We start from the raw sequence: 25,046 nt of genomic DNA, 5'->3' as shown, positions 1-25,046 counted from the left end.
TTTCTACCAGCGCCGCTCGAAGCGGCGGCGCAGGAGGACGGCCGCGACGTTCATCGCGGCGAGGAAGAGGAGGAGGACGATGATGGCGCCCGAGGTCCGCTCCACGAAGGCGCGGTCGGCCTCGTTGGCCCACATGAAGATCTGCACCGGCAGCGCGGTGGAGGGGTTCATCGGCCCGCCCGGATAGTCGGCGACGAAGGCGACCATGCCGATGAGCAGCAGCGGCGCGGTCTCGCCCAGCGCCTGCGCGAGGCCGATGATCGTGCCGGTCAGGATGCCGGGCGCGGCCAGCGGCAGAACGTGGTGGAAGACCATCTGGTTCTTCGATGCGCCAAGGCCCAGCGCGGCGGCGCGGATCGAGGGCGGGACGGCCCGCAGCGCCGCGCGCGTGGCGATGATGATCGTGGGCAGCGTCATCAGCGTCAGCACCAGCCCGCCGACGAGCGCGGCCGAGCGTGGCAGGCCGAAGAAATTGATGAAGATGGCAAGGCCCAGAAGGCCGAAGACGATGGAGGGCACCGCCGCCAGATTGTTGATGTTCACCTCGATGAGATCGGTGAAGCGGTTCCTCGGCGCGAACTCCTCCAGATAGATCGAGGCCGCCACGCCGATGGGCAGCGCCAGCGCCAGCACGATCGCCATCATCGTGAAGGAGCCGACGATGGCCACGCCCACCCCTGCCGTCTCGGCGCGGGAGGAGGCGCCGAAGGTGAAGAAGCCGGTGTTGAAGCGCTGGGACAGGTCGCCCGAGGCCGAAAGCTCCTCGATCCAGCCGAGCTGCCGGTCGTTCAGCGGGCGCCGGCTCTCCTCCACCGTCAGGTCGAACTGGCCCTTGACGGCCGAGTCCACCGTCGAGCGGGCGGGCAGCCAGACCTCCTGCGTGGTACCGATGACGGAGGGGTCGTCCATCACAATGTCGCGCAGGAGCGTGCGCACGCCGTCCGAGACGAGGCCGCCGGCCTCGCCGGCCACCGCGCGGTCCTGCCCGTCGATGCCCAGCCGCGTCACCATCGCCTCGCGGGCAAGGCGCGGATAGTCCGCGCGCATCAGGGCGGCTGGCTCCGGCGCGCCGGTTCCCTGCGGGTCCAGCACCTCGGCGGAGAAGGTCACGGGCAGACGAAGCTGGGTCTGCCAGAAGGCCGTGTAGCCCTGCCCCACCACGGTGAACAGCAGCCAGGCCAGGAAGAACAGGCCGGTGGCCACCGCCGCGATGCCGTACGCCTTGAAGCGGCGCTCGGCAGCATAGCGGCGCCTGATGCCGATGTCGCGGCGCGGGGGAGCTTTCGAGAGGGTCCGGCTCATTCGTATTGCTCCCGGTACTTGCGCACGATGTAGAGGGCGAAGACGTTCAGCGCCAAGGTGATGACGAAGAGCGTGAGGCCGAGCGCGAACGCGACGAGGCTCTGCGGCGAGGTGAAGTCGATGTCGCCGGTGAGCTGGCTGACGATCTTCACCGTCACGGTGGTCATCGCCTCGAAGGGGTTGATGGTGATGTTGGCCGCGATGCCGGCGGCGAGCACCACGATCATCGTCTCGCCGATGGCGCGGGAGGCGGTGAGCAGAAGCGCGGAGACGATGCCGGGCAGCGCAGCGGGCAGCACCACCTTCTTCACCGTTTCCGAGCGTGTCGCGCCAAGGCCCAGCGAACCGTCGCGCAGCGAGCGCGGCACGGCGGTGATCACGTCGTCGGACAGCGAGGAGACGAAGGGGATCAGCATGATGCCCATGACGATGCCGGCCGTGAGCACCGACTGCGCCTGAATGAAGGTCGCGTAGCTGCCCGTGAGGAGCCCGTTCAGTTGGCCGGAGAGGTCGCGAAGCAGGGGCCCGACGGTGATGAGCGCGAAGAAGCCGTAGACGATGGTGGGGATGCCGGCCAGCACCTCCAGCAGCGGCTTGACGAGCGAGCGCGTTCGCGGCCCCGCATATTCGGCCATGTAGATGGCGGCGAAGAGGCCGATGGGCACGGCGAAGAGCATGGCGACAAGCGCGATGTAGAGCGTGCCGGCCAGAAGCGGGACGAGGCCGAACTGCCCCGCCGCCGTGGAGCCGGCGGAGGCGAAGCGCGGGTCCCACACCGTGCCGAAGAGGAACTCGCCGATCGGCACCATGGAGAAGAAGTCCATGGCCTGGAACAGCATGGAGAAGACGATGCCCACCGTGGTGAGGATGGCGAGCGAGGAGCACAGGATAAGGAAGGCGCGAACGATGCCCTCCACCCGGTCGCGCGCCTTCAGCCGCAGCTTCACGCCGGCAACGCCGATGGCCGCGCCGGCCAGCGACAGTACGAGGACGGCCACGCTCATGGCCTGCCGGCTCGTGTCCTCCGCCGCGATGCGCGCCGTCGCGGAGCCGATCATGAAGTCCTGCGCGGCGGCGGCGATGGGAAAGCCGCGCCGCTGCAGGGCGGGGCCCAGCTCGGCGATGCCCATGGCCGTAACGCCCGCCTGCTCGGCCGCCGGCAGGGAGCGGATGCCGCGCGACAGCGCGTCCACGATGCCCTCGGTGAGTCCCGGAAAGGCGGAGAGCTGCGGCCCCAGATCCTCCGGGAAGGTCTCGCGGACCAGCCCCGAGACCACCGCCGGCGAGATGGCGAGCCACAGGGCCAACAGCAGGAGCGCCGGCACGGCAGCGAGGCAGGCCGCATAGGCGCCGTGGTAGACGGGCCGCGAATGCAGCCGCGCCCCTCCCCCCGCAGCCGCCACGGCGCGCGAGCGGCGGGCCGCCCCGAAGGCGCTCAACGCGGCGATCGCCAGGACGATCAGGACGAGGGTCGAACTCTGCATCGTTTCTTCCTGCGGCGGGGCCTGTTTACAGAGCCAGAAGCGTGCGGGCCGAGAACCCGGCCCGGTATGCGGCGCGTTCCTCGTCCGGGGCGGGAACGAGGCCGTAGCGCGCGAGCGGCCCATCCGGGCCGATCATCTGGTCGTCGAGGAAGAAGTCCACGAACTCCTTCAGGCCCGGAATGATCCCGACATGCGCGCTCTTGACGTAGAAGAAGAGCGGCCGCGACACGACGTATTCCCCGGCCGAGATCGTCTCCACCGAGGGCACCACGCCATCGACGCTCGCCACGCGCAGCCGGTCCTGGTTCTGCTCGTAGAAGGCGAGGCCGAAGACGCCGATGGCCTGCGGATTGGCCTCAATGCGCGAGAGCGTCTCGGTGTAGTCGCCCGAGACGTCGGCCACGAAACCGCCACGCCGCACCTGGAGGCAGGCATCCTCGGCAGCCGAAGGGTCGAGGCCGCTCGCCAGCAAGGCCTCCAGCGCACCGCTGGCCTCGCAGCCGGGCTCCAGCAGGGTCTCGTCGAACACTTCCCGCGTGCCGTGGTTCTCGGCCGGGATGAAGGCGGCGATGGGCTGGTCGGGCAGCGCTGGGTCGATCTGCGACCAGCGGGTGTACGGATTGTCGACCAGCCGCCCCTCGACCACGACGCGGGCCGCCAACGCCTGGAAGACGATGCGCGGGGTGAGCTCGAAGGCCGCGCCGCGGGCGGCGGAGGCGAAGACGATGCCGTCATAGCCGAAGCGCACTTCCTGGATTTCCGTCACACCCGAGGCGGCGCAGGCCCGCTTCTCGTTTTCCGTGATGGGCCGCGAGGCGTTGGCGATATCGATGGTGGAGGAGCCGATGCCGGCGCAGAACTGGGTGAACCCGCCGCCCGTGCCGCCCGATTCCACGATGGGGGTGCGGAAGGCCGGGAAGACCTCCCGGAAATTCTCCGCCACGATCTGCGAATAGGGAAGCACGGTGGAGGAACCGGCGACCTGGATCGGCTCGGATAGCTGCGCGGACGCGGGCCCGCCCGCGACACAGGCGGACAGGGCCGCCGCCATCTGGAGCCTGCGCAAACGCGCCGAGGTCGCGAACAACATCATGGGCCGATCCTATAGGGCTGCGAGGTTTCAGCTTTATGACAACGCATCTCACTGAGAGTGCTGCGTTTTCTCATTCCCGTCATCGATCGCGCGGCGCAGTGCGACGGAAAAGACCGACCCTTCCCCCGGAACGGAGCGGATGGAGAGCCGCGTTCCGTGCCGGACGAGAATGTTGCGCACGATGGACAGGCCGAGGCCCGTGCCCTTGAAGGAGAGCGCACTGCCCTCCTCCACGCGGTAGAAGCGCTCCGTGAGGCGGGGAATGTGGCGCGCCTCGATGCCGGGGCCGAAATCGCGCACATAGGCCTCGAACCCCGCCGCGCCGACCTTCAGCCCGACGACGATCCGCTCGCCGCCCGGCGCGTAGCGGCAGGCATTCTCCACCAGATTGGAGAAGACGCGCACCAGCTCGTCCATGTCGCCCCGCACCGGGGCGTGGCTCTCGATCCCCTCCAGCTCGATGACGAGGCCGGCCTCGGCCGCCACCGGCTGCATCTGCCGCGCGACGATGCGCAGCACCTCCGCCAGGTCCGCCCTGTCCTGCGGCGTCAGCCGGGGCCGCGTCTCGATCCGCGAGAGGGAGAGCAGATCGTCGATGAGGCGGGACATGCGCCCGGCCTGGTCGCGCATGATGGAGAGGAAGCGCGCGCGCGCCTGTGCGTCGTCGCGGGCCGGGCCTTCCAGCGTCTCGATGAAGCCGACGATGGAGGAGAGCGGCGTGCGCAGCTCATGGCTGGCATTGGCGACGAAATCGGTGCGCATTCGCTCGGCGCGATGCTCGCCGGAGCGGTCGCGAAAGTGCAGGAGCAGCGACTCCACCGGCTGGTCCTCGGCCCTCAAAGGCAGGATGGAGAGCGACCAGAACCGGGCCTCGGCGCCGCGTTCGACATAGTCGATCTCGCGCATCTCGCCGCTCGCCAGCGCCTCCTCGGCCGCCGCCAGCACCTTCGGGTCCCGAAACCGCATCACCACCGGATCGCCCGGCAGGAGCCGGCCGAAGGCGCTGCGGGCGGCCTGGTTCGAGAATTGATGCCCCAGCGCCGCATCCACGAGGAACAGGGGTTCGCGCAGGGCCTCTAGCGCAAGGCCGGCGCGCGCCTCCTCCGCGCGCCCGGTGCGTCCCGCGCGCTCTCGCGAGCGCAGGACCGGCGGCGCGCTCGCCCCTCGAAAGAACGCCAGCACCGCGAACAGGAAGGCGGCGGCCAGCGCGGCCAGCGCGCCGGCCGTGGGAGAAACCAGGACCAGAAGTCCGAGCGCCGACAGGAGCAGCGCGGGGACGAAGCGCATCGGCATGGAGGGGGTCAGAGAATGCGCATGCGGACCGAATAAAGGTCCACCGCGCCCGTCTCCGCCAGCCCGGGCCCGATCGCGAGGCTGGCCGGGCCGGTCGCGCCGCCCGGCACCGCCACGTCGAAGACGAAGGCTTCCTCCGGCATGGCTGTGGCGAAGCGCTGCCGCTCGCAGACGCTCTCGCTGCCGAAGACGCAGCGCACGGAAAACTCGCGCAGCTCCTCGTCCGGCGAGCCGGCGATCAACTCGATGCGCACCGTGGAGCCCGCGATCTGCTGGACGAGGCCCGGCCCGAGGGACACCAGAACCTCGGCCTCGGTTTCGGGCAGGACGGACAGGCGAACGGCCGCGCGGCCGGCTTCATCGACCGTTTCCATGCGTGCGCCGTCGGGCGCGGCAAGCTGCTCCAGCTCGCCGCCGGAGAAGACGCCGATCCAGGACAGGCCGTTCGCCGGCGCCTCGGCGGCCTCCTCCCGCGCCGGCGCGCCGCGGTCCGCCTGCCCTTCGACCGCCGGCTCATCGCTCTGCGGCGCGCTCGAGGCGCCGAAGAAGCCGAGCGCGTAGGCGGCAAGGCCGAAGAGGACGACAAGGAACAGGAGGCCGAGCAACACGTGGCCTGCCCCGGCACGGCGGCGCGCCGGGCCCCGCTCGCTCCCCGGCCGCCAGAGGGCCTCCTGCGCCCCCTCATCGGCGGCCGGGTTCGCGTCGGCGGGCTCGAAGCTGGCGGGCGGGCGGGAATGCCGGATCTCGTCGGGCTCGGCGAACGGGTCGGCGGCCGGGTTCAGGGGCGGCTCGCCCGCCTCCCCGCCCGGCGCGCCGGCCTCGCCGAGGGCATAATTGCCGTAGCGCGCGGCGTATTCGGCCTCGACGCTCTCGATGGTCTGGACGAGGCGTTCGCTCTCATAGGAGTCGCGCGCGCTGTCGCGCTCACGGTTGGCCAGCGTGCGCTCCATGGCGCGCGCCGACGCTTCGTAGATCGACAGGCGGAAAGCGGGATCGCTCGGATCGCCGCCCTCCAGCGCCCGACGCAAGCTCTGTTCCATCGCGTTCATCGCCACTCCCGGGGCTGCCGGCGGCTCTTGCCGCGCGGCATCTTTCCCCTTGCCTACGCAACAAATGCGACGCGCTCAAGGGAGCGCCCCCGGCCCGTCGGCGCGCATGTCGGCTTGCCTTCGCGCCCTCACGCCCAATTCTCTCCTGCCCGCCCGCGCTTTTCCCGACGAGTTCATGGCCGAACCCCCCCCCTCCGATGTGCCCACGCCGATCGCCCGCCACGGCGTCATCGGCGACATGCGAACGCTGGCCCTCGTCTCCGACGACGGGCGGATCGACTTCTTCTGCCATCCCGACATCGATTCGCCGACCTTGTTCGCCCGCCTGCTCGACCCGGACAAGGGCGGCGAGTTCCGCTTCTGGGTGGGCGAGGCGGACGTCAAGCTCAAGCAGATCTACCTGCCCGACACCAATATCCTCCTGACCCGCTTCCTGGCCGAAGGCCATATCGGCGAGGTGACGGACTTCATGCCGGTTGATGGCTCGGGCCGTATCGTGCGCCGCGCCAAGGCCATCGTGGGCGAGGTCACGTTCTCGCTCTGCATTCGCCCGCGCCCCGACTACGCGCGCCAGGAGGCCCGTTTCGAGGCCGTGGAGGGCGGGGTGAAGGTCGCATGGGGCGAGCCGGGAGAGAGCGTCTATTTCTACTGCTCGGCGCCCATGCGCATCGAGGCCGACGGCCTGTATGCCACGGTGACGCTGAAGGAGGACGAGACCTGCCACGCCGTCCTGTGCCCCGGCCGGGCCGAGCAGCCGCAGGTGAACGAGGATTACGTGGCGACCGCCTTCCGCGCCACCAGCGACTACTGGCACGAATGGGTGGCCAGGGGCAGCTACCCCACCTACTGGCGCGATCTTGTCGTGCGCTCGGCGCTGACGCTCAAGCTCCTCACTTCCGCCAAATACGGCTCGATCGCCGCCGCCGGAACCTTCGGCCTACCCGAAACGCTGGGCGGGGAGCGGAACTGGGATTACCGCTTCTGCTGGGTGCGTGATGCCGCCTTCACGCTCTACGCGCTTTCCAGGCTCAACTATTTCGACGAGGCGGAGGCCTTCATCCATTTCCTCATGGAGCGCGCCGTGGAAGAGGCGCCCCATCTCCAGATCATGTACTCGATGGAGGGACAGGGCGAGATTCCCGAAACCGAGCTCGACCATCTCTCCGGCTATGCGGGCTCGCGTCCCGTGCGCATCGGCAATGCCGCCTACAGCCAGCGGCAGATGGACATCTATGGCGAGCTGATGGACGCGATCTACATCGCGACGCGCGCACGGGGCAAACCTTCCTACTCCGTCTGGACGAAGCTCGCGGGCATCATCGACTGGCTCTGCGGGAACTGGCGACTGCCCGACCGCGGCATCTGGGAGAGCCGGGGCGAGGACAAGGAATATCTCTCCTCGCGCCTGATGTCCTGGGTCGCGCTCGACCGCGGCCTGCGGATCGCGGTGCGCCATTCCCTGCCGGCCGACATCGTTCACTGGCGCACGCAGCGCGACCTCATCCAGAAGTCGATCCTGGAGGAATTCTGGAACGAGGAGGTCGGGGCCTTCACGCAGGTGAAGGGCGGCAAGGGGCTGGACGCCATCGTCCTGCTCATGCCGCTCGTGCGCTTCATCAACCCGCGCGATCCCTTGTGGACCTCCACGCTCAAGGCGGTGCGCGAAACGCTCGTGCACGACTGCCTCGTCATGCGCTACCACAACACGGATGAGAACCCGGACGGGCTGGAGGGCCAGGAGGGCGCCTTCACCATCTGCTCCTTCTGGTATGTCGAGGCGCTGGCGCGCACCGGCTACGTGGCGGAGGCGCGGCTGCTGTTCGAGAAGCTGCACTCCTACGCCAATCATCTCGGCCTTTATTCGGAGGAGCTCTCGACCTCGGGAGACCATCTGGGCAACTTCCCGCAAGGGCTCACGCATCTGTCGCTGATCTCGGCCGCCATATGGCTCGACCGCGCGCTGAACGGCGACCGGCACGAGCCGACGCATGTCTCCTACGGAATCCTGGAGGACCCCGATGGCATCATCTGATCTGCTGTCGCTGGCGGGGCAGCGCGCGCTCGTCACCGGCGCTTCCGCCGGCATCGGCCGCGCCATCGCCGAGGAGCTGGCGCGCGCGGGCGCGGATGTGGCGGTGAACTACCACGGCAGCGCCGAGAAGGCTGGAGAGGTGGTGCGCGGCGTGCAGGCGCTCGGCCGGGAGGCTGCCTCGATCCGGGCCGACGTCTCGAGCGAGGCGGAGGTGCAGGCGCTGTTCGACGAGGCCGAACGGTGCCTCGGCCCGATCGACATCGTCGTCTCGAACGCCGGAATCCAGAAGGATGCGCCGATCGCGGACATGTCGCTGGACGACTGGAACGCAGTGATCGGCACCAACCTGACCGGCGCTTTCCTCGTCGGGCGCGAGGCGATCCGGCGCTTCCGGCGCAATACGGAAAGCGTTGGCGCGTCGCGTGGCAAGCTGATCTTCAACTCTTCCGTCCACCAGCGCATTCCCTGGGCCTTCCGGGCCAATTACGCGGCCTCCAAAGGCGGGATGAGGCTTCTGATGGAATCGCTGGCGCAGGAGGTGGCGTGCGAGAAGATCCGCGTCAACGCCGTGGCGCCCGGCGCCATCGCCACCGCCATCAACGCGCAGGACCGCGAGGGCGAAGGGGAGCGGGAGATGCTCAAGCTCATCCCCTACGGGCGCGTGGGGCAGCCGGCCGATGTGGGGCGGTGCGTGGCCTGGCTCGCCTCCGACGCGGCCGACTACATCGTCGGCCAGACGATCTTCGTGGACGGAGCGATGACGCTCTACCCGGAGTTTCGCGGCGGCGGCTAGAATGGGAAAGGCGCCGCGGTTGCCCGGAGCGCCTTTCCTTCATCCATTCTCAAGAAACCCGCGTCTTCAGCGGTTCTCGTCTTCCTCGTCCGCCTCCGGGTCGGCCCGGCGCATGGAGGTGAGCTTGGCGAAGACGGCGGCGGCGTCCAGCTCCTTCTCCTCGGCCGGGGCCGAGGACGGGCGCCAGCTCTGCGTCTGCGCGGCGGACAGGAGCCGCTCCTCCTCCGCCACCTCCTCGGGGCGCGGCATCCCGCGCGAGGCCTTCTCGACCTCGAGGTCGAGGTCGATCTGCGAGCAGAGGCCCAGCGTCACCGGGTCCATCGGCTGGAGATTGGCCGAGTTCCAGTGCGTGCGCTCGCGGATCTGCTCGATCGTGTTCTTCGTGGTGCCCACGAGGCGCGAAATCTGCGCGTCCTTCAGCTCGGGATGGCTGCGCACGAGCCAGAGAATGGCGTTGGGCCGGTCCTGCCGCTTGGAGACGGGCGTGTAGCGCGGCCCCTTGCGCTTGGCCTCGGGCACCCGGACCTTGGGCGGCGCCAGCTTGAGGCGATAGGCCGTATCGTTCTCGCCGCGCACGATCTCGTCGCGCGTGAGCTGGCCGGTGATGATCGGGTCCATGCCCTTGATGCCCTGCGCCGACTCCCCGTCCGCGATCGCCTTCACCTCCAACGGATGCAGGGTGCAGAACTCGGCGATCTGGTCGAAGGAGAGCGAGGTGTTGTCGACGAGCCAGACGGCCGTCGCCTTGGGCATCAGAAGCTGCTGAGCCATGGATAATAGTCTCCTGTTCGCCCGCTCCGGAGAGGCAGGCTGTGGTCGTTGGCCACATGTCCGGGAATTGGCTGCACTATAGGCACGCAAGCCGTGTTTCGCAAGGAAGGCCGACGCGCTTCGTGCCGCCCCGGACAGCCGGGCCCCGCGCGCGCAGCAAGACGGATGGTGCAGGGAGTTTCAACGCCGGCTGACGCGGTTAACCCTTCATTAGGCATTCTTCGCCATCCTCTGCTCATCCAATTTCGTTGGATGAGCATCCCGCCTCGGGATGCTCGACGCCCTCCCTGTTGAAGCTTTGAGCCGTCTTCGGACGGCTCCTTTTTCCTTAGCCGGGGCCCTGGCGTTAACCACGGCGCGTGTCGCCGCTTGCCTTGTTCTCTCCCAGGACGCACCTTCCGGCTTCGGGCGCGGGAGCCAAATCGATTCCCCGCGCATTACGCATTGAACTTCTTGCGAGCGGATGCCGGTTTCGGGGTCATGACCAGTTCCATTCTCGATACCGCCCGCGCGGGCGAAACCATCCGGCTTGCCGAGCGCATCGCCTTCACACGGTCCTTCCAGCCCATCTTCGACGAGGGCATGGGGCTGGTGGACGAGACGGCGACCTATCTCGACGGCGAGGGGCGCCACGATGCCAGGGCGCTCGGGCGCGCTGCCTCGACGCTTTATGCCGCCGAATCGATGCGCCTGACCACGCGCCTGATGCAGATCGCCTCCTGGCTGCTGCTCCAGCGGGCCGCGAACCAGGGCGACATGTCGCGCGCGCAGGTGGAGGCCGAGAAGGTCAAGGTGCGGCTCGAGGGCATCGGCACCGGGCGCGACATGCCGGCCTTCGGAGAGTTGCCTGCGGCGTTCCGCAGCCTGGTGGAACGGGCCATCAATCTTGAAACGCGCATCGCGATGCTGGACCGCGAGATCTATGGCTCGGCCGAGCCCGCCCGCGAGAGCCGCAACCCGGTGGGCGAGCAGATCCACCTCCTCCACGCGGCCTTCTCGCTCTGAAATTCCCTTTCACGACCCAATAAAAAACCCGGCGTCTCCGCCGGGTTTTTTATTGTCCGCAAATGAGCGCGGGAGGCCGGGCCTCCCGCCGAGGGTATCAGATACCCAGGCCCTCATACCGCTTCTTGAAGCGCGAGACGCGACCGCCGCGGTCCAGAAGCTGCTGGTTGCCGCCCGTCCAGGCCGGGTGGCTGGTCGGGTCGATATCCAGGTTCATCTTGTCGCCATTGGAGCCCCAGGTGGAGCGCGTCTGGTATTCCGTCCCATTGGTCATGACGACCGTGATGGTGTGGTAATCCGGGTGGATGTCTTTCTTCATCGATCCTGATCCTTCGAGGCCGCGCGGTCGCGACAAATCCGCCGAGCGACTCGTCCATCCCTTGTGGAACGGCTGAAGAACCCGCGAATGCGGGGACGCGGTCGCTTTCAAATTCGAGGGTGAGCCTATACATCAGGGCCCACGCAGGCACAAGGGCCGGCACCGCCCGGAGATTTTCTTGCAAGACGCCCCATCGCCGTCCGAGCGCAGACGCTCCCTGAAGCCGCTCGTGCGGCTCCTTCCCTACCTGTCGCGCCATCGCCGGCTCGTGGTGGGGGCGCTCCTGGCACTCATCGTCGCCTCGGCCACCACGCTCTCGCTGCCGCTCGCGGTGCGGCGCGTGGTGGACATGGGGTTCGATGCCAGCGACACGCGATTCGTGGACAGCTACTTCGCCATGCTGGTGGTGCTCAGCCTCGTCCTCGCCGCCGCCAGCGGGGCGCGGTACTACTTTGTCATCGCGCTGGGCGAGAAGGTTGTGGCGGACCTGCGCAAGGACGTGTTCGGCCATGTGACACAGCTTTCGCCCGCCTTCTACGATCGCACGCTTTCGGGCGAGATCGTCTCGCGCCTCACCGCCGACACGACGCAGATCAAGTCGACGGTCGGCGCCAGCGCCTCCCTCGCCCTGCGCAACCTCATCCTCTTTCTGGGCGCAGTGGGAATGACGGTGTGGACGGCGCCCGGCCTCTCCCTCATCGTGATCGCCGCGATCCCCTTCGTCGTGCTGCCGCTGGTCGCCTTCGGCCGCTCGGTGCGCCGGCGCTCGCGGCTGGCGCAGGACACGCTGGCCGAGGCCAGCGCCTATGCCGGCGAGGCCATCGGCGCCGTGCGCACGGTGCAGGCCTTCACTGGCGAGCGCCAGGCGCGGGAGCGCTACGGCAGTGCGGTGGACAAGGCCTATGCGGCTGCGCGCTCCTCCGTGGTCTCGCGCTCGGTGCTGACGGGCTATGCGATCTTCACCATCTTCACCTCGGTCGTGCTCGTCCTGTGGGTCGGCGCCCAGCAGGTGATCGGCGGGACGATGAGCGCGGGCACGCTCGGCCAGTTCCTGCTTTACGCCGTTTTCGCCGCCTCCTCGCTGGGGCAGCTCTCCGAGGTCTGGGGGGAACTGGCGCAGGCGGCCGGGGCGACGGAGCGCCTGTGCGAGCTTCTGGACGAGCGCTCCCCCGTCGCCGACCCCACGGCTCCCGTGCCCCTGCCCGCCCGCCCCCTCGGCTCGGTGCGGTTCGAGGCCGTGTCCTTCGCCTACCCGAACGGCGCGGAGCGGCCGGTCCTGCGCGACATCTCGTTCGAGGTGCGACCGGGCGAGACAGTGGCGCTGGTGGGCCTGTCGGGCGCGGGCAAATCGACGATCTTCTCCCTGATCGAGCGATTCTACGATCCCGATGCGGGGCGCATCCTCGTCGACGGGGTGGATATCTCGCGCGTGGCGCTCGCCGAGCTTCGCGCACGCATCGCGCTCGTTCCGCAGGACGTGGCGGTGTTCGCCGCCCCGGCGGCGGCCAATATCGGCTTCGGCGTGGCCAGCGCGTCGCGCGCGGCGGTAGAGGCGGCGGCCAGGGCCGCCCATGCGCACGAGTTCATCCTGCGCCTGCCCCAAGGCTACGATACGCCTCTGGGCGAGCGCGGCGTCACCCTTTCGGGCGGCCAGCGGCAACGCATCGCGATCGCCCGCGCCGTCCTGCGCGACGCACCGATCCTTCTCCTGGACGAGGCGACCTCGGCGCTGGACGCGGAGAGCGAGATGCTGGTGCAGAAGGCGCTGGACGAGCTGATGGCCGGGCGCACGACGCTGGTCATCGCCCACCGCCTCGCGACCATCCTCAAGGCGGACCGGATTCTTGTCCTCTCGGAAGGGCGGATCGTGGAAGAGGGGACGCACGCCTCGCTCAGCGCCCGCGGCGGCGTCTATGCGCGCCTGGCCCGCCTCCAGTTCGGCGCGGGCGAGGCGGCGGCGGCCGAATAGGCCGTCAGCGCTCGGTCAGTTTCAGTTCGATACGGCGATTGCGGGCCCGCGCGTCGGGCGTATCGGCGGTGTCCAGCGGCTGGAACTCGCCGAAGCCCGTGGCGGCGAGGCGATTGGCCGGCACGCCCTGACTGACGAGATACTTCACCACCGCGCCCGCGCGGTCCGTGGAGAGCTGCCAGTTGTCCGAAAAGCGCCCGCCCGTGATCGGCACGTTGTCGGTGTGCCCGTCGACACGGATGATCCAGTTGATATCGGAGGGAATCTCGCGGTTCAGCTCGATGATGGCCGTGGCGAGCCCGTCCATCTGCTCGCGCCCTTCCGGCTGGAGCACGTCCGAGCCGGAACCGAAGAGCACCTCGGACTGGAAGACGAAGCGGTCGCCCACGATGCGGATGTTCTCGCGATCCGACAGGATCTCGCGCAGCCGTCCGAAGAAGTCGGAGCGATAGCGCGCCAGCTCCTGCACGCGCTGGGCCAGCGCCACGTTGAGGCGCCGGCCGAGATCGGCGATCTGCACCTGGCTATCGCGGTCGCGGCTTTCCGACATCTCCAGCGCGCCTTCCAGAGCGCCGATCTGCTGGCGCAGCGCGGAAAGCTGGAGGTTCAGGAGGTCGATCTGGTTGCGGGCCTGCTCGGAGACCTGCCGTTCGGACTGCAACTCGCCTTCGAGCTGCCCGAGCCGCACGCCGGTGCCGGCCGAACTCCCCGCCCCCGCATCGAGCGCGGACTGAAGGCGCGAACGCTCGCTTTCCACGCTTTCGAGCGAAGCGCGCAGGGCGGCGATCTCGTCCTGAAAGTCGCTGCCGCTCGCCCGCTCCAGCGCCAGAAGCTCGTTCAGCTCGGCGATCTGCGCGTTGAGGCGCGAGAGCACGGTGTCCTGCCCGGACAGCTCGCGACTGAGCAGGAACTGCGCGATGACGAAGACGGAGAGCAGGAAGATGATGGCGAGGAGGAGCGTGGAGAGCGCGTCCACATAGCTCGGCCAATAGCTGATCTCGCGATTGCGGGAGCGCTTGGACAGGGCCATGTCAGCGGCGCTCGCGCTCGGCCAGCGTGCCGGAAAGCCGGTCCAGCACGCTGCGCATGGCGCGCTGCTCGCTGGCCTGGTTCTCCACGAAATCGCGCAGCATCTGCTGCTCGGCGCGCATGTGCTGCACGAGGCCCTGGATGCTGTCGGCAAGGCTGGCCATGGCCGCGCTGGTGCGCGGCCCGGCGGCCTGGTCCTGCACGAGGCGGTTCAGCTTGTCGGACAGGACGCGCATCTCCTCCACCCCGCTCGCGCCCGGCGCGAGCGCCACCGGCGACGGCAGGGCGAGCGCAGCGCCCACATCGGTGATCGAGGACAGCCAGTCCTCGAACTCGGTGTAGAACCGGTTCTGCGCGCGCCCGACCTGCAGGTCGAGGAAGCCCAGCACCATGGAACCGGCGAGGCCGAAGAGCGAGGAGGAAAAAGCCGTGCCCATGCCCTGAAGCGGCGCCGAGAGACCCGACTGCACGGCGCCGAGCACGCTCGCCGCATCGCTCGAACCGGGATCCAGCGTCTGGATGGTGGTGGAGATGGCGGCAATGGTGGAAAGGAGGCCCCAGAAGGTGCCGAGCAGGCCGAGAAAGACCAGAAGGCCGACGAGATAGCGGGCCACGTCGCGCGTCTCGTCCAGCCGCGTGCCGAGCGAATCAAGGATCGAGCGGGCGGACTGGGTGGAGAGGGCGAGGGGCGCCCGGCTAGCGCCGATCAGCCCCTGTACCGCCGCGAGCAGGACCGGCGGCTTCACCCGCGCCGCTTCCGCCGGGTCGTTGCGATAGGCGTTGATCCAGCGCACCTCGCGCCGCAGCCGGAGAATCTGGCCGAGGCTGAGCAGGGTTCCGACGACCAGAACCCCGATGATCAGGCCGTTAAGGCCGGGATTGGTGCCGAAGGCGGACAGGATCGGTCGGCCGAGGATGAGCGCCACGAAGCCCGCCAGCGCCAGGAAGACGAGCATGGACCAGAGATAGACGAGCGGGCTGGACAGGCCTTCCGGCGCATCCTCCAGCTTGCGCGTCTCCTCCTTCGGCGTGTTCATGACCTGCATCGGCTTCGCTTCCGGGATCGGGCCGCCTGGCGGCCATTCGGTTGTTCCGCCCTCCTTTTAGCGGTCCGCGCCCGCTACGGCCAGTGCGGGCGGGCATCAGGCCTTGGGGACGATTTCCACCGCGCGGGCCTTCTGCGCACGGGCCAGAAGGCCCGACAGCGTCTTGTGGGCAAATTCGTTGCCGCACACGAGATCGCCGGCCATGTGGTCGACCGGCCGCCCCTCGATGGAGGTCACGAAGCCGCCCGCCTCGCGCACCAGCGCGATGCCGGCCGCCAGGTCCCACGGCGCCAGATCCCGCTCCCAGAACCCGTCCAGCCGCCCGGCCGCGACATAGGCCAGATCGAGCGAGGCCGCGCCGATGCGGCGCACGCCCGAGCATTCCGCCATCACATGGCGCATCTCGAAGAGGAAGCGGGCATGGTCGCCGCGCCCCAGGAAGGGGATGCCGGTGCCGAACAGCATTTCGGGCAAATGCTGGCGCGCCGCCACGCGGATGCGGCGGTCGTTGCAGAAGGCGCCGCCGCCCTTCTCGGCCGTATACAGCTCGTCCTGCGCGGGGTTGAAGATGACGCCGGCCACGATCTGCCCGTCGCGCTCCAGCGCGATGGAGACGGCGAAGTTCGGGATGCCGTGCAGGAAGTTGGTGGTGCCGTCCAGCGGATCGACGATCCAGCGGTGCTGGCTGTCCTTGCCCTCCACGGAGCCGCGCTCCTCCATGAGGAAGCCCCAGTCGGGCCGCGCGCGCGACAGCTCCTGGAAGACGATCTCCTCCGCCTTGCGGTCGGCGTTGGAGACGAAATCGGCCGGCCCCTTCATCGAGACCTGGAGGTTCTGCACCTCGCCGAAATCGCGCGTCAGCGAGCGGCCGGCCTTCATAGCCGCCTGCACCATCACGTTCAGAAGCGCCGAACGGGCCATAAAGGATCTTTCTCTCGTTTCATCGCCGGCGCAGCCGAAGGGGCGGCCGGCGCGTCCCGCCGCCTCGGCCCGCCCCTTCGGGCACCCGGAAACGGGGACGTTCAATCGCCACGCGGGCGTCTCCTGCGGCCGGAAGGCCGGTCGATCCGCGAACCGGGCTCAGTCCGCGCGGCGGACGTAGGTGATCTCGTTGGTATCGACGACGATGCGCTCGCCGCTTTCGATGAAGGGCGGCACCATCACGCGGATGCCATTCTCCATCTTGGCCGGCTTGTAGGAGGAGGTGGCCGTCTGGCCCTTCACCACCGGGTCGGCCTCGACGATCTCGAGCGTGACGTAGTCGGGCAGCGAGATGCCGATGGGGCGGTCCTCGTGGCTCTCCACCGTCACCTTCATGCCGTCCTGGAGGAAGGCGGCGCGATCGCCGACGAAATCCTTCTGCAGCTCGAGCTGCTCGTAGGTCTCGTTGTCCATGAACACCAGCATCTCGCCCTCGGCGTAGAGGAACTGGTAGTCCTTCTGCTCCAGGCGGATGCGCTCCACCGTCTCGGAGGCGCGGAAGCGCTCGTTCAGCTTGGTGCCGTCGATCAGGTTCTTCAGCTCGACCTGATTGAACGCGCCGCCCTTGCCGGGCTTGACATGCGCCGTCTTCACGGCCGCCCAGAGCCCGCCATTGTGCTCGATGACGTTGCCGGGACGGATTTCGTTTCCGTTGATCTTCATGGTTTCGATGTGCCCGAGGGTTCCGGCCGGAGGAAGGCGCGGCCGCTTGATCGTGGCGGGTCAAAACCACAAAGAAGGGGTCTTTTCAACCGTCCGTCGATTTCGTCAGCCGATCCGGAGGCGGTTGGCGGCCTCCAGGGCGCTGCGCTGCTCCTCCTGCGGCAGGGAGCGGAAGAAGCTGTCGAGCGCGGGATCGGCGTTACGCATGCGCCGGGCGAGCACGGTCCATTTGGCCGCTTCCGCCGTGTCGCGCGTCGTCCCCACGCCGTCCTTGTAAAGATGGGCGACGCGGTTCACGGCGATCGGGTTGCCCCGTTCGGCCGCGCCCTTCAGCCAGCGAAAGCCGCCCAGCGGGTCGGACGGCCCTCCCCGGCCGTTGATGAGCCAGATGCCGAGGTCGATCTGCGCCGTCTCGTGGCCGCGCACGGCAGCGGCATGAAGCCAGCGCCGTGCCGACACGTCGCTCTGCTCGGGCACGCCCTGCCCATAGGCATAGAGCTGCGACAAGGCGTATTGCGCGTCCGAAACGCCGGCCTCGGCCGCCGTGCGGAAATAGCCGGCCGCCTCGGCAAAACCGCCCGTCGGCGAGGACTGGATCAGCATCTGCCCGTAATTGAAGGCCGCGAGCGGGTTGTCGGCGTCGGCGGCCTGCTTCATCAGGTCGCGCGCGGCCGCCGGGTCCGCCGGCACGCCGATGCCGTCGACCAGCATCATGGCCAGGCGGAACTGCGCCTCGGCCACGCCCGCCTCGGCGGCCACGCGATACCAGCGGGCCGCCTCCGCCTCGTTGCGGGTGACGCCGAGGCCGCGCAGGTAGAGCTCTCCCATCAGCGTCTGCGCCGCCGCGTCGCCGAGATTGGCCAGCGGCTCGGCGATGCGCAGGGCCGACAGATAGTAGCCACGCTGATAGGCGCCGAAGGCCGCGTCGCTCGAGGCGGGAAACTCCATCCCGCTCCCTTGCGGCATGGTCGGCACCGGCAGGAGCTGGCTGCGCGCGGCGGCGGGCGCCTCGCTTTGCGGCGCGCCGAGCGGCAGGGCGTCCTCCTGCGCACGCGCGGGCCCGGCGGCGAACGCAAGCCCCGCCGCCAGCGCGAGGAGCGCCGCGGCGCCCCTCATGCCGCGCGGCTCCGCGCCAGTTCGTCGAACACGGCATTGGCCGCCGACACGCGCTCGCCTTCCGCGCCCGGCGAGCCGAAGACGGCGTCGGACAGGGCGACGAACTCGACGCCGGTCGAGGCGGCCGCCATCAGCGTGCCGAGGTCCGAGCCGCCCATGAGGACGCAAGGAATCTCCACGATCTGCGCCCACCATGCGGCAAGCTCCACGTCGCGATCGCGCGGAGCGGGGTCGGTCTCGCCGCTCAGCCGGCCGAAGAAGAGGTAGTCCGGCAGCGCCTCGCCCGCCTCCAGCGCGTCGTGCCGCGTCTTGAAGCCGGAGCCGCCGACGATGAGCTTGGGCGAGAAGCGCGCGATCGCCTCCCGCAGTTCCTCCTGAGAGCCGCCGGAGACGTGCAGGCCATCGGCCTTCACGCGCCCGGCGCAGCGTGTGTCGTCGGCCACGATGGCAGCGGCGCCGGCCTCCTGGACGAGCGGAACGAGCCCTTGCGCGAAATCCTGGAAGGCGCCCTCCCCGCGCCCGGCCGCGCCGATGAAGACGGTGGCCACGTCGCCCCCGCCGAGCGCCCGCGACAGCGCTTCGCGCCCCGCCGGACCATCGGGAAGGGCGGACGCGACGAGGGCGAGGCGGGGACGGACGAAATCGATGGTCATGATACTTTACGGAATGAGGGGGCGGCGGCGGCCAGACGCCGCGCGCCTCGGGGAAGATGACAGGGTTCGGCCCCTATTTGAAGCCCGCACCGCCGCAAGCCTCTCGTGAAACGGAAAACGGGGCCCGGCGCGCCGCGCCGAACCCCGCCTCGCAAGCTCGCGCCGGCCTTCAGTTCCGGCTGATCCGCAGCCTTTCGATCTCGTCCTTCAGGACGAGTTTCTTGCGCTTCAGTTCCTGGATTTCGGTGTCACCTGCGGCCGGCTTCTGCCGAAGCGCGGCGATTTCGCTGTCCAGCGCCGAATGGCGCTGCTGCAACGTCTCGAGATGGCTCTCCAAGGACATTTACAAGCTCCTCTAGCTGCTTTCGCCGCCCCTGCCTCCCGCAGGAAGGCCCCGGCGGCTTCATGAGAGTGTCACGAAAGGTTGGTCGTGACTATGGCGAGGACAAGCATTCGGTTGGCGATTTTCTCTCGGGCTGGTATCGGTGGCCTCGAGAGCGGGGCGGCAGGGCATTTGGGAACGAGATGTCGGATCAGGAGCAGGCGGCGTTGAGGCTTCAGGCGGCGCGAATGCGGCAGGAACATGCCGATTTCGACGCGGCGATCAACGCCATGGAGACAGTGGGCTGCGACCGGCTGCAGATCCAGCGCATGAAGAAGAAGAAACTGTCCATCAAGGACAAGCTTCAGGACCTCGAAGACCAGATCCTGCCGGACATCATCGCGTGAGCGAGCCCCGGACCCAGGAGGCTCGCCCGCGGGCGGATGTCGCCATCATCATGGGAAGCCAGTCAGACTGGCCGACGATGAAGCACGCGGCCGATACGCTGGAGACGCTGGGCGTCAGCTTCGACGCGCGCATCGTCTCGGCGCACCGCACGCCCGGGCGGCTCTACGATTTCGCCAGCAGCGCCAGGGAGGAGGGCTTCAAGGTGGTCATCGCCGGGGCCGGCGGGGCGGCCCATCTACCGGGCATGACCGCCGCGATGACGCCGCTGCCCGTCTTCGGCGTTCCCATCGAAAGCCGCGCCCTTTCGGGGCAGGACAGCCTCCTCTCCATCGTGCAGATGCCGGCCGGCATCCCCGTCGGCACCCTGGCCATCGGCAAGGCCGGCGCGGTCAACGCCGCGCTTCTGGCGGTGAGCGTACTGGCCCTGTTCGACGAGAAGCTCGCCCGGCGCCTCGACCACTGGCGCGAGCGCCAGAGCGGGGCGGTGGCCGAGCGGCCGAGCACGCCGGAAGGCAGCGCGCCTTGAGCGCGGCGCATCTGGCCGCCCCGCTTTCACCCGGCGCCACCATCGGCATCGTGGGCGGCGGACAATTGGGGCGTATGCTGGCGGGCGCCGCCGCGCGCCTCGGGCTGAAGACGGCCGTGCTCGATCCCGATCCCGCCTGCCCCGCCGCGCAGCTCGCCAACCGCATCATCGCGGCCGCCTATGATGATGCGTCGGCGCTCGAGGCGCTGTGCGGGGCCTGCGAGGTCGTCACCTACGAATTCGAGAACGTGCCGGTGGAGGCGATGCGCGCGGTGGGCGCGCAGCGCCCCGTCTACCCGCCGGTGGAGGCGCTGGAGGTGGCGCAGGACCGCGTGACCGAGAAGGCGTTTCTGAACGGCATCGGCATCGCGACGGCCGCCTGGCGGGCGGTGGACGAGCCGGCCGAGCTGGCGCACGCGCTTCTCGACCTGTCGGGCGACTGTATCCTGAAGACGCGCCGGCTGGGCTATGACGGCAAGGGGCAGGCCGCCCTGAAGGCGGGCGCGCCCATCGAGGGCGTGTTCGAGAGCCTGGGGGCGGTGCCCGCGATCCTGGAGAAGCGCGTGGCGTTCGAACGCGAAGTCTCGGTGATCGCCGCGCGCGCCCTGGACGGAACGGTCGAGGCCTACGACCTTGCGGAGAACGAGCACCGCGTCGGCATCCTGCGCCGGTCCACCGTGCCGGCCAGAGCCGGGGCGGACATCGCCGCGCAGGCCGGGGAGATCGCCGGGCGTATCCTGGCGCGGCTGAACTATGTGGGCGTGATCGGGGTGGAATTCTTCCTCACGCGCGAGGGCGCCCTTCTCGTCAACGAGATCGCGCCGCGCGTGCACAATTCCGGCCACTGGACGGAAGCGGCCTGCGCCGTCTCGCAATTCGAGCAGCATATCAGGGCGGTCGCCGGCTGGCCGCTGGGGCGAACCACGCGCCATAGCGATTGCGTGATGGAAAACCTCATCGGAGAGGAAGTCCTGAAGGCCTTCGCCATCCTTTCGGAGCCCGACGCGGTGCTGACGCTTTACGGCAAGGGCGAGGCGCGCCAGGGCCGCAAGATGGGGCATGTGACGCGCCTGACGGGGCCCGCCCCGCGTTGACTTTTCACGGGGCCCTCTTTATGTCGGCGGCATTGACGGCGCGTCCCTTGCGGGACTCGCCTTTCGAAGCGACGGCATGGAGGCATGGATCGTCGCGTTCACCAACGTAGACGGTCGGGTCCCATGAAGATCAAGAATTCGCTGAAGGCTCTCAAGGGCCGCCACCGCGCCAACCGCATGGTTCGCCGCAAGGGGCGCATCTACATCATCAACAAGGAAGCGCCGCGCTTCAAGGCCCGCCAGGGCTGAGGCACGGCCTGCGCCAGCACCGGCGCGGCTTGTGGAACTTCTTGAAGAGCACGCATGGCACCGATAAGCTTCGGTCCATGCGTGCTCTTTTCGTTTGCGCCTTTCTCGCCGGCCTGTCAGCAGCCCCTGCCCCATCGCACTCGCAGGAAGCGCCCATAGCGCCGCTTCCCGAGAGCGAGGTGCTGCCCCAACCGCTGCCGCCCCTGTCCGAGCCTTCCGCGCCCGCCTCCGGCGACGACGAGGCGGCATCGGCGCTCGATGGCCTGTTCGCCGAGTTGAGGAGAGAGCGCTCGCCGGAGGCGGCCGAGCGCCTGGCGGGCCGAATCGAGGCGCATTGGCTGGACAGTGGCAGCGCCACGGTCGACCTGCTGATGGGATGGGCGGATGCGGCGGCCGCGACACAGAACGAGGGCGCGGCCTTCGATCTCCTGGAACAGGTCATGGTGCTTTCCCCGGACTACGCCGAGGCGTGGAACCGGCGCGCGACGCTGAACTACGGCCTCGACCGCTACGGCCGCTCGCTCGCCGACATCGAGCAGACGCTGATTCGCGAGCCGCGCCATTTCGGCGCGCTGATGGGGCTCGGCGCAATCCTGGAAACGCTCGGGCGCGACAGCGATGCCGCGCAGGCCTATGGCCGCGTGCTGGAGGTCTACCCTTCGCTGCGCGCGGCGCAGGACGCGCTCGCCCGCCTGTCCGACGCCGCCGAGGGGCGAACGCTGTAGGACATCCCGCACCGTGCCGCCCCGGCGACACCGGCAGCTCTTTCGGTCTTGCGGGGGCTTGCCATTCCGGGAACCATTTCGCACTGCAATAGACTTCTTCCCGGACGGGATATTGCAGGACGATAGGATAACGCATGCCAACCATCGGATGCCGGCGATTCGCCGTGTTGGCGAGCTTGCTTCTCCTCAGCGGTTGCGCGGGGACCTATGCGGTTCAACGCGTCGATGCCGCCAAGACCGCCCTCGTCGGATTGTCGGAGCGCGACGTGCGCATGTGCGCGGGCTTTCCCACGCGGCAGTTCGAGGAGGACGAGGTCAAGATCTGGAGCTATGAGCTGCGCAACCAGACGGGCGGCGTCAACTTCTCCGCCCCGCTATGGGTGGCCAACACCAATCTGAACCTCAGCGGCGGCGGTTCGTGCCACGCCCAGTTCAAGTTCGTGGACGGGCGCCTGACGCGCCTCGCCTATGCCGGCGACAATGACGGGGCGCAGGGGCGCGACTCGCTGTGCGCCCCGATCATCGACGGCTGCATGTCCTATCTCGCGGAGAACGGGGCATCGGGCCGCTGAGGCGAGGGCACGCCGCGCGCACGCGCAGCGCCAGTCCTCAGACGGCGGAGCGGCCGTCCGAGGCGATATAGGCGATGCGCAGCATGTTGGTGGCGCCGGGGGTGCGAAGCGGCACGCCGGCGGTGATGATGATCCGCTCGCCGGGCCGCGCATGCCCCTCCTCCACGGCCACGCGGCAGGCCTTGTCCACCATCTCGTCCAGGTTGGAGGCATCCTCCGTGACGACGCAGTGCAGCCCCCAGACGAGGCTGAGCCGCCGCGCCGTGTCCAGCACGGGCGAAAGGGCGATGATGGGGAGCTGAGGGCGCTCGCGCGCGGTGCGCAGGCCCGTGGTGCCCGTCGACGTGTAGGTGACGATGGCCGCCACGCTGAGCGTCTCGGCCATCTGGCGAGCCGCCAGCGAGACGGCGTCGGCCCCCGTCGATTCCGCTTCCGGGCGCTGCGCGGTGATGATCTGCGGGTAAAGCGGGTCCTTCTCCACCTGCACGCCGATGCGGCTCATCGTCTCCACCGCCTCCACGGGGAAGTCGCCGGCCGCCGATTCGGCCGAGAGCATGACCGCGTCCGCGCCCTCGAAGACGGCGATGGAGACGTCGGACACCTCGGCGCGGGTCGGCACCGGGGCCGAGATCATCGATTCGAGCATCTGGGTGGCGACCACCACGGGCTTGCCGCGCTTGCGCGCCAGGCGCACCATGCGCTTCTGGATGCCCGGCACCGCCTCCAGCGGCATCTCGACGCCGAGATCGCCGCGCGCCACCATGATGGCGTCGGACATCTCGATGATCTCCTCCAGCCGCTCCACCGCCTGCGGCTTCTCGATCTTCGACATCAGGCTGGCCCGCCCGCGCGCGATCTTGCGCGCCTCGGCGATGTCTTCCGGCCGCTGGATGAAGGACAGCGCCACCCAGTCGACGCCCTCGGCCAGCACGGCGTCGAGATCGCGCCGGTCCTTCTCGGTCAGCGCGCCGGTGCCCAGCGTCGTGTCGGGCAGGCTGACGCCCTTGCGGTCGGAGATCTTCGAGCCGGCGACGACGCGGGTCTTGATGGAGCGCCCGTCGGACTCCGTGGCCACCAGTTGCAGGCGGCCGTCGTCGATGAGCAGGCGATGGCCGGGCCGCACCGCCTCCAGAATCTCCGGATGCGGCAAGTGGACGCGCGTGGCATTGCCAGGCGCCGGGTCGTCGTCCAGCGTGAATTCCTGTCCCACGGAGAGATCGACCTTCGTCTCCTCGAAGCGCCCGACGCGCAGCTTGGGCCCCTGCAGATCGGCCAGGATTCCGATGGGCCGGCCGACGGCGGCCTCCACCGCGCGGATGCGGCGCACCAGCTCGCGCATCATCTCGTGGTCGGTGTGGCTCATATTGATGCGAAAGGCATCCGCCCCCGCCTCGTGCAGCCTGCGGATCATCGCCTCTTCGGACGAGGCGGGTCCGATGGTCGCAAGGATCTTGACCCGGCGTTCACGCTTCATGGGGTTCCGTTTCCTTCGTTGCTTGTCTCGTCTGGCGCTTGCGCCTCGTCGGAAAGGTCCGGCTCGCCCGCAGGCGGCGCCGCGGCATCGGGCGCGCCGTCGCGCGCGGCGGGCGTAAGCTGCACCATCCAGCTCGCCTGGCTGCCCGTGTCGTATTCGCGGAAGCCCATTTCCTGGAAGCCGCGCGAGAAGCAGTCGCTGACGCCCACCACGCGAAATTCGTTTTCGGCGATGCAGAGGTCGATGTCGCCGGCCCAGCGGCCGACGCCCTCGGCGTCCTCCGCATAGAGATAGTAGTAGCGAGAGTTGAGCTGCCCCTCGACGATGGAGCGGCAGGTGGTGGCGGGAATGCGCCACCAGCCCTCGCTCACCCAGCCCTCCTCGTTGCGATAGCCGATGGCCACGCCCACGAGCGACTGCGTGCCGTTGCAGACGCGGAAGTCGGCTCTCGCCTCCTCCATGGCCTGCGGCGCGAACGAGGCGATGCCGGCCAGCAGCACCGGCGCAAGGCCGCGCAGGATTTGTCGGGCACGGAAGGGGCAGGCAGGCATGGGGCGGGGATCCTCTGCAAGGCGCAAACGGTCCGGATGGTCATGGACTCTTCTAGGCATGAATGCTGTCGTTGCCATGACGAGAATGCCTTTTCGAACGATTAGATCGGAATGGCAAGGCGTCTTCCGCAAGCCTTACGAAGGCTTGAAGCGTTGAAGCGCGTGGCGGGCACCCCGATATCGGGTCAAGCGGATCGAATGAGGCATGGACATGGATGAAGATCGCAGAACGCTGGAGCTGGAGGCGGCCGTCTTCCGCCGGCTGCGCGACCATTTGCGCGCGCGGCCCGACGTGCAGAACATCGACCTGATGAATCTCGCCGGCTTCTGCCGCAACTGCCTGTCGAACTGGTATGCGGACGCCTCCCTGGCCGCCGGGGAGCCGCTGGACAAGGCGCGTGCGCGCGAGATCGTCTACGGCATGCCTTACGAGGAGTGGCGCGAGAAGCACCAGCGCGAGGCCAGCGCGGAGCAGCAGGCCGCCTTTTCGGCCGCCAAGCCGGATCATTGAGCGGCCAGGCGCGCCC

The 25,046-nt window shown here is 69.0% G+C and carries 26 protein-coding genes and 1 pseudogene; 11 read left to right on the top strand and 16 right to left on the bottom strand.

What is annotated here, in order from left to right; translation table 11 throughout:
• Nucleotides 1–3: 3 nt before the first annotated feature.
• The 5 genes from pstA to J7654_RS10495 are packed head-to-tail and all read right to left on the bottom strand — an operon-like array spanning nucleotide 4 to nucleotide 6,221.
• Complete coding sequence (gene pstA / locus J7654_RS10515; protein ID WP_209735854.1) at nucleotides 4–1,302, bottom strand: phosphate ABC transporter permease PstA; 1,299 nt, start codon at nucleotides 1,300–1,302, stop codon at nucleotides 4–6.
• Nucleotides 1,299–2,786 carry a phosphate ABC transporter permease subunit PstC gene (gene pstC / locus J7654_RS10510; protein ID WP_209735853.1) on the bottom strand — a complete coding sequence of 496 codons (1,488 nt, stop codon included), beginning with the start codon at nucleotides 2,784–2,786 and terminating at the stop codon, nucleotides 1,299–1,301. The genes pstA and pstC overlap by 4 nt, the downstream gene beginning before the upstream one ends.
• A 25-nt stretch (nucleotides 2,787–2,811) precedes the next feature.
• Complete coding sequence (locus J7654_RS10505) at nucleotides 2,812–3,876, bottom strand: substrate-binding domain-containing protein (RefSeq protein ID WP_377946332.1); 1,065 nt, start codon at nucleotides 3,874–3,876, stop codon at nucleotides 2,812–2,814.
• Nucleotides 3,877–3,927: 51 nt separating this feature from the next.
• Entirely contained in the window at nucleotides 3,928–5,172 is a 1,245-nt protein-coding gene (locus J7654_RS10500; protein WP_209735851.1) for an ATP-binding protein, read from the bottom strand.
• Nucleotides 5,173–5,180: 8 nt separating this feature from the next.
• On the bottom strand, nucleotides 5,181–6,221 hold the full coding sequence (locus J7654_RS10495) for a hypothetical protein (protein ID WP_209735849.1): 1,041 nt from the start codon (nucleotides 6,219–6,221) through the stop codon (nucleotides 5,181–5,183).
• Nucleotides 6,222–6,396: 175 nt separating this feature from the next.
• On the opposite strand from J7654_RS10495, the gene J7654_RS10490 reads away from it, so the two are divergent.
• Together J7654_RS10490 and J7654_RS10485 are read left to right on the top strand one after the other, a co-directional pair.
• On the top strand, nucleotides 6,397–8,253 hold the full coding sequence (locus J7654_RS10490; RefSeq protein ID WP_245195461.1) for a glycoside hydrolase family 15 protein: 1,857 nt from the start codon (nucleotides 6,397–6,399) through the stop codon (nucleotides 8,251–8,253).
• On the top strand, nucleotides 8,240–9,046 hold the full coding sequence (locus J7654_RS10485) for an SDR family oxidoreductase (RefSeq protein WP_209735847.1): 807 nt from the start codon (nucleotides 8,240–8,242) through the stop codon (nucleotides 9,044–9,046). Before J7654_RS10490 ends, J7654_RS10485 begins: the two co-directional genes overlap by 14 nt.
• Nucleotides 9,047–9,112: 66 nt before the next feature.
• Here the strand turns inward: J7654_RS10485 and J7654_RS10480 are convergent, their stop codons facing one another.
• On the bottom strand, nucleotides 9,113–9,817 hold the full coding sequence (locus J7654_RS10480; protein ID WP_209735846.1) for a DUF1013 domain-containing protein: 705 nt from the start codon (nucleotides 9,815–9,817) through the stop codon (nucleotides 9,113–9,115).
• Nucleotides 9,818–10,297: 480 nt separating this feature from the next.
• Between J7654_RS10480 and rcdA the strand changes: the two genes are divergently transcribed.
• Entirely contained in the window at nucleotides 10,298–10,822 is a 525-nt protein-coding gene (gene rcdA, locus J7654_RS10475; RefSeq protein WP_209735845.1) for a protease adaptor protein RcdA, read from the top strand.
• Nucleotides 10,823–10,919: 97 nt separating this feature from the next.
• Here the strand turns inward: rcdA and rpmE are convergent, their stop codons facing one another.
• Nucleotides 10,920–11,141 (bottom strand): 50S ribosomal protein L31, encoded by a 222-nt coding sequence (rpmE, locus tag J7654_RS10470; RefSeq protein WP_209735844.1) that lies wholly within the window; start codon nucleotides 11,139–11,141, stop codon nucleotides 10,920–10,922.
• 178 nt (nucleotides 11,142–11,319) lie between these two features.
• On the opposite strand from rpmE, the gene J7654_RS10465 reads away from it, so the two are divergent.
• Nucleotides 11,320–13,110: an ABC transporter transmembrane domain-containing protein gene (locus J7654_RS10465; RefSeq protein WP_245195460.1), complete on the top strand. Its 1,791-nt coding sequence runs from the start codon at nucleotides 11,320–11,322 to the stop codon at nucleotides 13,108–13,110.
• A gap of 4 nt (nucleotides 13,111–13,114) precedes the next feature.
• Here the strand turns inward: J7654_RS10465 and J7654_RS10460 are convergent, their stop codons facing one another.
• The 7 genes from J7654_RS10460 to J7654_RS10430 all read right to left on the bottom strand — a co-directional run bounded on the left by J7654_RS10460 (nucleotide 13,115) and on the right by J7654_RS10430 (nucleotide 18,941).
• On the bottom strand, nucleotides 13,115–14,140 hold the full coding sequence (locus J7654_RS10460) for a peptidoglycan -binding protein (RefSeq protein WP_209735843.1): 1,026 nt from the start codon (nucleotides 14,138–14,140) through the stop codon (nucleotides 13,115–13,117).
• Between the two features lies 1 nt (nucleotide 14,141).
• Nucleotides 14,142–15,185, bottom strand: coding sequence for a flagellar motor protein MotA (locus J7654_RS10455; RefSeq protein WP_209735842.1), 1,044 nt, complete (start codon nucleotides 15,183–15,185; stop codon nucleotides 14,142–14,144).
• A gap of 96 nt (nucleotides 15,186–15,281) precedes the next feature.
• Complete coding sequence (locus tag J7654_RS10450) at nucleotides 15,282–16,106, bottom strand: inositol monophosphatase family protein (RefSeq protein ID WP_209735841.1); 825 nt, start codon at nucleotides 16,104–16,106, stop codon at nucleotides 15,282–15,284.
• A 159-nt stretch (nucleotides 16,107–16,265) separates the two neighbouring features.
• Nucleotides 16,266–16,829: an elongation factor P gene (efp, locus tag J7654_RS10445; protein ID WP_209735840.1), complete on the bottom strand. Its 564-nt coding sequence runs from the start codon at nucleotides 16,827–16,829 to the stop codon at nucleotides 16,266–16,268.
• A 105-nt stretch (nucleotides 16,830–16,934) separates the two neighbouring features.
• Nucleotides 16,935–17,945: a tetratricopeptide repeat protein gene (locus J7654_RS10440; RefSeq protein ID WP_209735839.1), complete on the bottom strand. Its 1,011-nt coding sequence runs from the start codon at nucleotides 17,943–17,945 to the stop codon at nucleotides 16,935–16,937.
• Entirely contained in the window at nucleotides 17,942–18,598 is a 657-nt protein-coding gene (locus J7654_RS10435; RefSeq protein ID WP_209735838.1) for a thiamine phosphate synthase, read from the bottom strand. Before J7654_RS10435 ends, J7654_RS10440 begins: the two co-directional genes overlap by 4 nt.
• Nucleotides 18,599–18,767: 169 nt before the next feature.
• Entirely contained in the window at nucleotides 18,768–18,941 is a 174-nt protein-coding gene (locus J7654_RS10430) for a YdcH family protein (protein WP_209735837.1), read from the bottom strand.
• 182 nt (nucleotides 18,942–19,123) lie between these two features.
• Between J7654_RS10430 and J7654_RS10425 the strand changes: the two genes are divergently transcribed.
• The 6 genes from J7654_RS10425 (at nucleotide 19,124) to J7654_RS10400 (ending at nucleotide 22,494) form a co-directional block, all read left to right on the top strand.
• The gene (locus J7654_RS10425; protein WP_209735836.1) at nucleotides 19,124–19,327 is read left to right on the top strand and encodes a YdcH family protein; all 204 of its coding nucleotides are present in this window, start codon (nucleotides 19,124–19,126) and stop codon (nucleotides 19,325–19,327) included.
• A 50-nt stretch (nucleotides 19,328–19,377) separates the two neighbouring features.
• A complete protein-coding gene (gene purE / locus J7654_RS10420; protein WP_209740437.1) occupies nucleotides 19,378–19,854 on the top strand; it encodes a 5-(carboxyamino)imidazole ribonucleotide mutase in 477 nt (158 codons plus the stop codon).
• A gap of 74 nt (nucleotides 19,855–19,928) precedes the next feature.
• On the top strand, nucleotides 19,929–20,948 hold the full coding sequence (locus tag J7654_RS10415) for a 5-(carboxyamino)imidazole ribonucleotide synthase (protein ID WP_245195764.1): 1,020 nt from the start codon (nucleotides 19,929–19,931) through the stop codon (nucleotides 20,946–20,948).
• Between the two features lie 123 nt (nucleotides 20,949–21,071).
• Nucleotides 21,072–21,197 (top strand): type B 50S ribosomal protein L36, encoded by a 126-nt coding sequence (gene ykgO, locus J7654_RS10410; protein ID WP_209735835.1) that lies wholly within the window; start codon nucleotides 21,072–21,074, stop codon nucleotides 21,195–21,197.
• 77 nt (nucleotides 21,198–21,274) lie between these two features.
• Nucleotides 21,275–21,922: a tetratricopeptide repeat protein gene (locus J7654_RS10405; protein WP_209735834.1), complete on the top strand. Its 648-nt coding sequence runs from the start codon at nucleotides 21,275–21,277 to the stop codon at nucleotides 21,920–21,922.
• A 134-nt stretch (nucleotides 21,923–22,056) separates the two neighbouring features.
• Entirely contained in the window at nucleotides 22,057–22,494 is a 438-nt protein-coding gene (locus tag J7654_RS10400) for a hypothetical protein (RefSeq protein WP_209735833.1), read from the top strand.
• A gap of 37 nt (nucleotides 22,495–22,531) precedes the next feature.
• Here J7654_RS10400 and pyk read toward each other — a convergent pair whose 3' ends face one another.
• Nucleotides 22,532–23,968 (bottom strand): pyruvate kinase, encoded by a 1,437-nt coding sequence (gene pyk, locus J7654_RS10395; RefSeq protein WP_209735832.1) that lies wholly within the window; start codon nucleotides 23,966–23,968, stop codon nucleotides 22,532–22,534.
• A 98-nt stretch (nucleotides 23,969–24,066) separates the two neighbouring features.
• Nucleotides 24,067–24,429, bottom strand: a pseudogene (locus tag J7654_RS10390) (DUF1036 domain-containing protein); the annotation flags it as partial.
• Between the two features lie 301 nt (nucleotides 24,430–24,730).
• Here J7654_RS10390 and J7654_RS10385 point away from each other — a divergent pair.
• A complete protein-coding gene (locus tag J7654_RS10385; protein WP_209740432.1) occupies nucleotides 24,731–25,030 on the top strand; it encodes a DUF1244 domain-containing protein in 300 nt (99 codons plus the stop codon).
• Nucleotides 25,031–25,046: the final 16 nt, after the last annotated feature.

The sequence above is a fragment of the Aureimonas populi genome (assembly GCF_017815515.1).
GTDB classification, from domain to species: Bacteria; Pseudomonadota; Alphaproteobacteria; order Rhizobiales; family Rhizobiaceae; genus Aureimonas; species Aureimonas populi.
Note: the sequence above shows the minus strand (reverse complement) of the source record. Positions and strands in the feature narration are given on the sequence as shown.

Bases quoted from the DNA above. Each gene is read 5' to 3' on its own strand.
- J7654_RS10450 (WP_209735841.1), bottom strand. From the start codon at position 16,106: ATGGCCCGTTCGGCGCTTCTGAACGTGATGGTGCAGGCGGCTATGAAG.
- J7654_RS10425 (WP_209735836.1), top strand. From the start codon at position 19,124: ATGTCGGATCAGGAGCAGGCGGCGTTGAGGCTTCAGGCGGCGCGAATG.
- J7654_RS10460 (WP_209735843.1), bottom strand. From the start codon at position 14,140: ATGGCCCTGTCCAAGCGCTCCCGCAATCGCGAGATCAGCTATTGGCCG.
- pyk (WP_209735832.1), bottom strand. From the start codon at position 23,968: ATGAAGCGTGAACGCCGGGTCAAGATCCTTGCGACCATCGGACCCGCC.
- J7654_RS10405 (WP_209735834.1), top strand. From the start codon at position 21,275: ATGCGTGCTCTTTTCGTTTGCGCCTTTCTCGCCGGCCTGTCAGCAGCC.
- pstC (WP_209735853.1), bottom strand. From the start codon at position 2,786: ATGCAGAGTTCGACCCTCGTCCTGATCGTCCTGGCGATCGCCGCGTTG.
- J7654_RS10435 (WP_209735838.1), bottom strand. From the start codon at position 18,598: ATGACCATCGATTTCGTCCGTCCCCGCCTCGCCCTCGTCGCGTCCGCC.
- J7654_RS10385 (WP_209740432.1), top strand. From the start codon at position 24,731: ATGGATGAAGATCGCAGAACGCTGGAGCTGGAGGCGGCCGTCTTCCGC.
- J7654_RS10495 (WP_209735849.1), bottom strand. From the start codon at position 6,221: ATGAACGCGATGGAACAGAGCTTGCGTCGGGCGCTGGAGGGCGGCGAT.
- efp (WP_209735840.1), bottom strand. From the start codon at position 16,829: ATGAAGATCAACGGAAACGAAATCCGTCCCGGCAACGTCATCGAGCAC.
- J7654_RS10440 (WP_209735839.1), bottom strand. From the start codon at position 17,945: ATGAGGGGCGCCGCGGCGCTCCTCGCGCTGGCGGCGGGGCTTGCGTTC.
- J7654_RS10505 (WP_377946332.1), bottom strand. From the start codon at position 3,876: ATGTTGTTCGCGACCTCGGCGCGTTTGCGCAGGCTCCAGATGGCGGCG.
- pstA (WP_209735854.1), bottom strand. From the start codon at position 1,302: ATGAGCCGGACCCTCTCGAAAGCTCCCCCGCGCCGCGACATCGGCATC.
- J7654_RS10490 (WP_245195461.1), top strand. From the start codon at position 6,397: ATGGCCGAACCCCCCCCCTCCGATGTGCCCACGCCGATCGCCCGCCAC.
- J7654_RS10455 (WP_209735842.1), bottom strand. From the start codon at position 15,185: ATGCAGGTCATGAACACGCCGAAGGAGGAGACGCGCAAGCTGGAGGAT.
- J7654_RS10430 (WP_209735837.1), bottom strand. From the start codon at position 18,941: ATGTCCTTGGAGAGCCATCTCGAGACGTTGCAGCAGCGCCATTCGGCG.
- rcdA (WP_209735845.1), top strand. From the start codon at position 10,298: ATGACCAGTTCCATTCTCGATACCGCCCGCGCGGGCGAAACCATCCGG.
- J7654_RS10500 (WP_209735851.1), bottom strand. From the start codon at position 5,172: ATGCCGATGCGCTTCGTCCCCGCGCTGCTCCTGTCGGCGCTCGGACTT.
- purE (WP_209740437.1), top strand. From the start codon at position 19,378: ATGGGAAGCCAGTCAGACTGGCCGACGATGAAGCACGCGGCCGATACG.
- rpmE (WP_209735844.1), bottom strand. From the start codon at position 11,141: ATGAAGAAAGACATCCACCCGGATTACCACACCATCACGGTCGTCATG.
- J7654_RS10485 (WP_209735847.1), top strand. From the start codon at position 8,240: ATGGCATCATCTGATCTGCTGTCGCTGGCGGGGCAGCGCGCGCTCGTC.
- ykgO (WP_209735835.1), top strand. From the start codon at position 21,072: ATGAAGATCAAGAATTCGCTGAAGGCTCTCAAGGGCCGCCACCGCGCC.
- J7654_RS10480 (WP_209735846.1), bottom strand. From the start codon at position 9,817: ATGGCTCAGCAGCTTCTGATGCCCAAGGCGACGGCCGTCTGGCTCGTC.
- J7654_RS10415 (WP_245195764.1), top strand. From the start codon at position 19,929: ATGCTGGCGGGCGCCGCCGCGCGCCTCGGGCTGAAGACGGCCGTGCTC.
- J7654_RS10400 (WP_209735833.1), top strand. From the start codon at position 22,057: ATGCCAACCATCGGATGCCGGCGATTCGCCGTGTTGGCGAGCTTGCTT.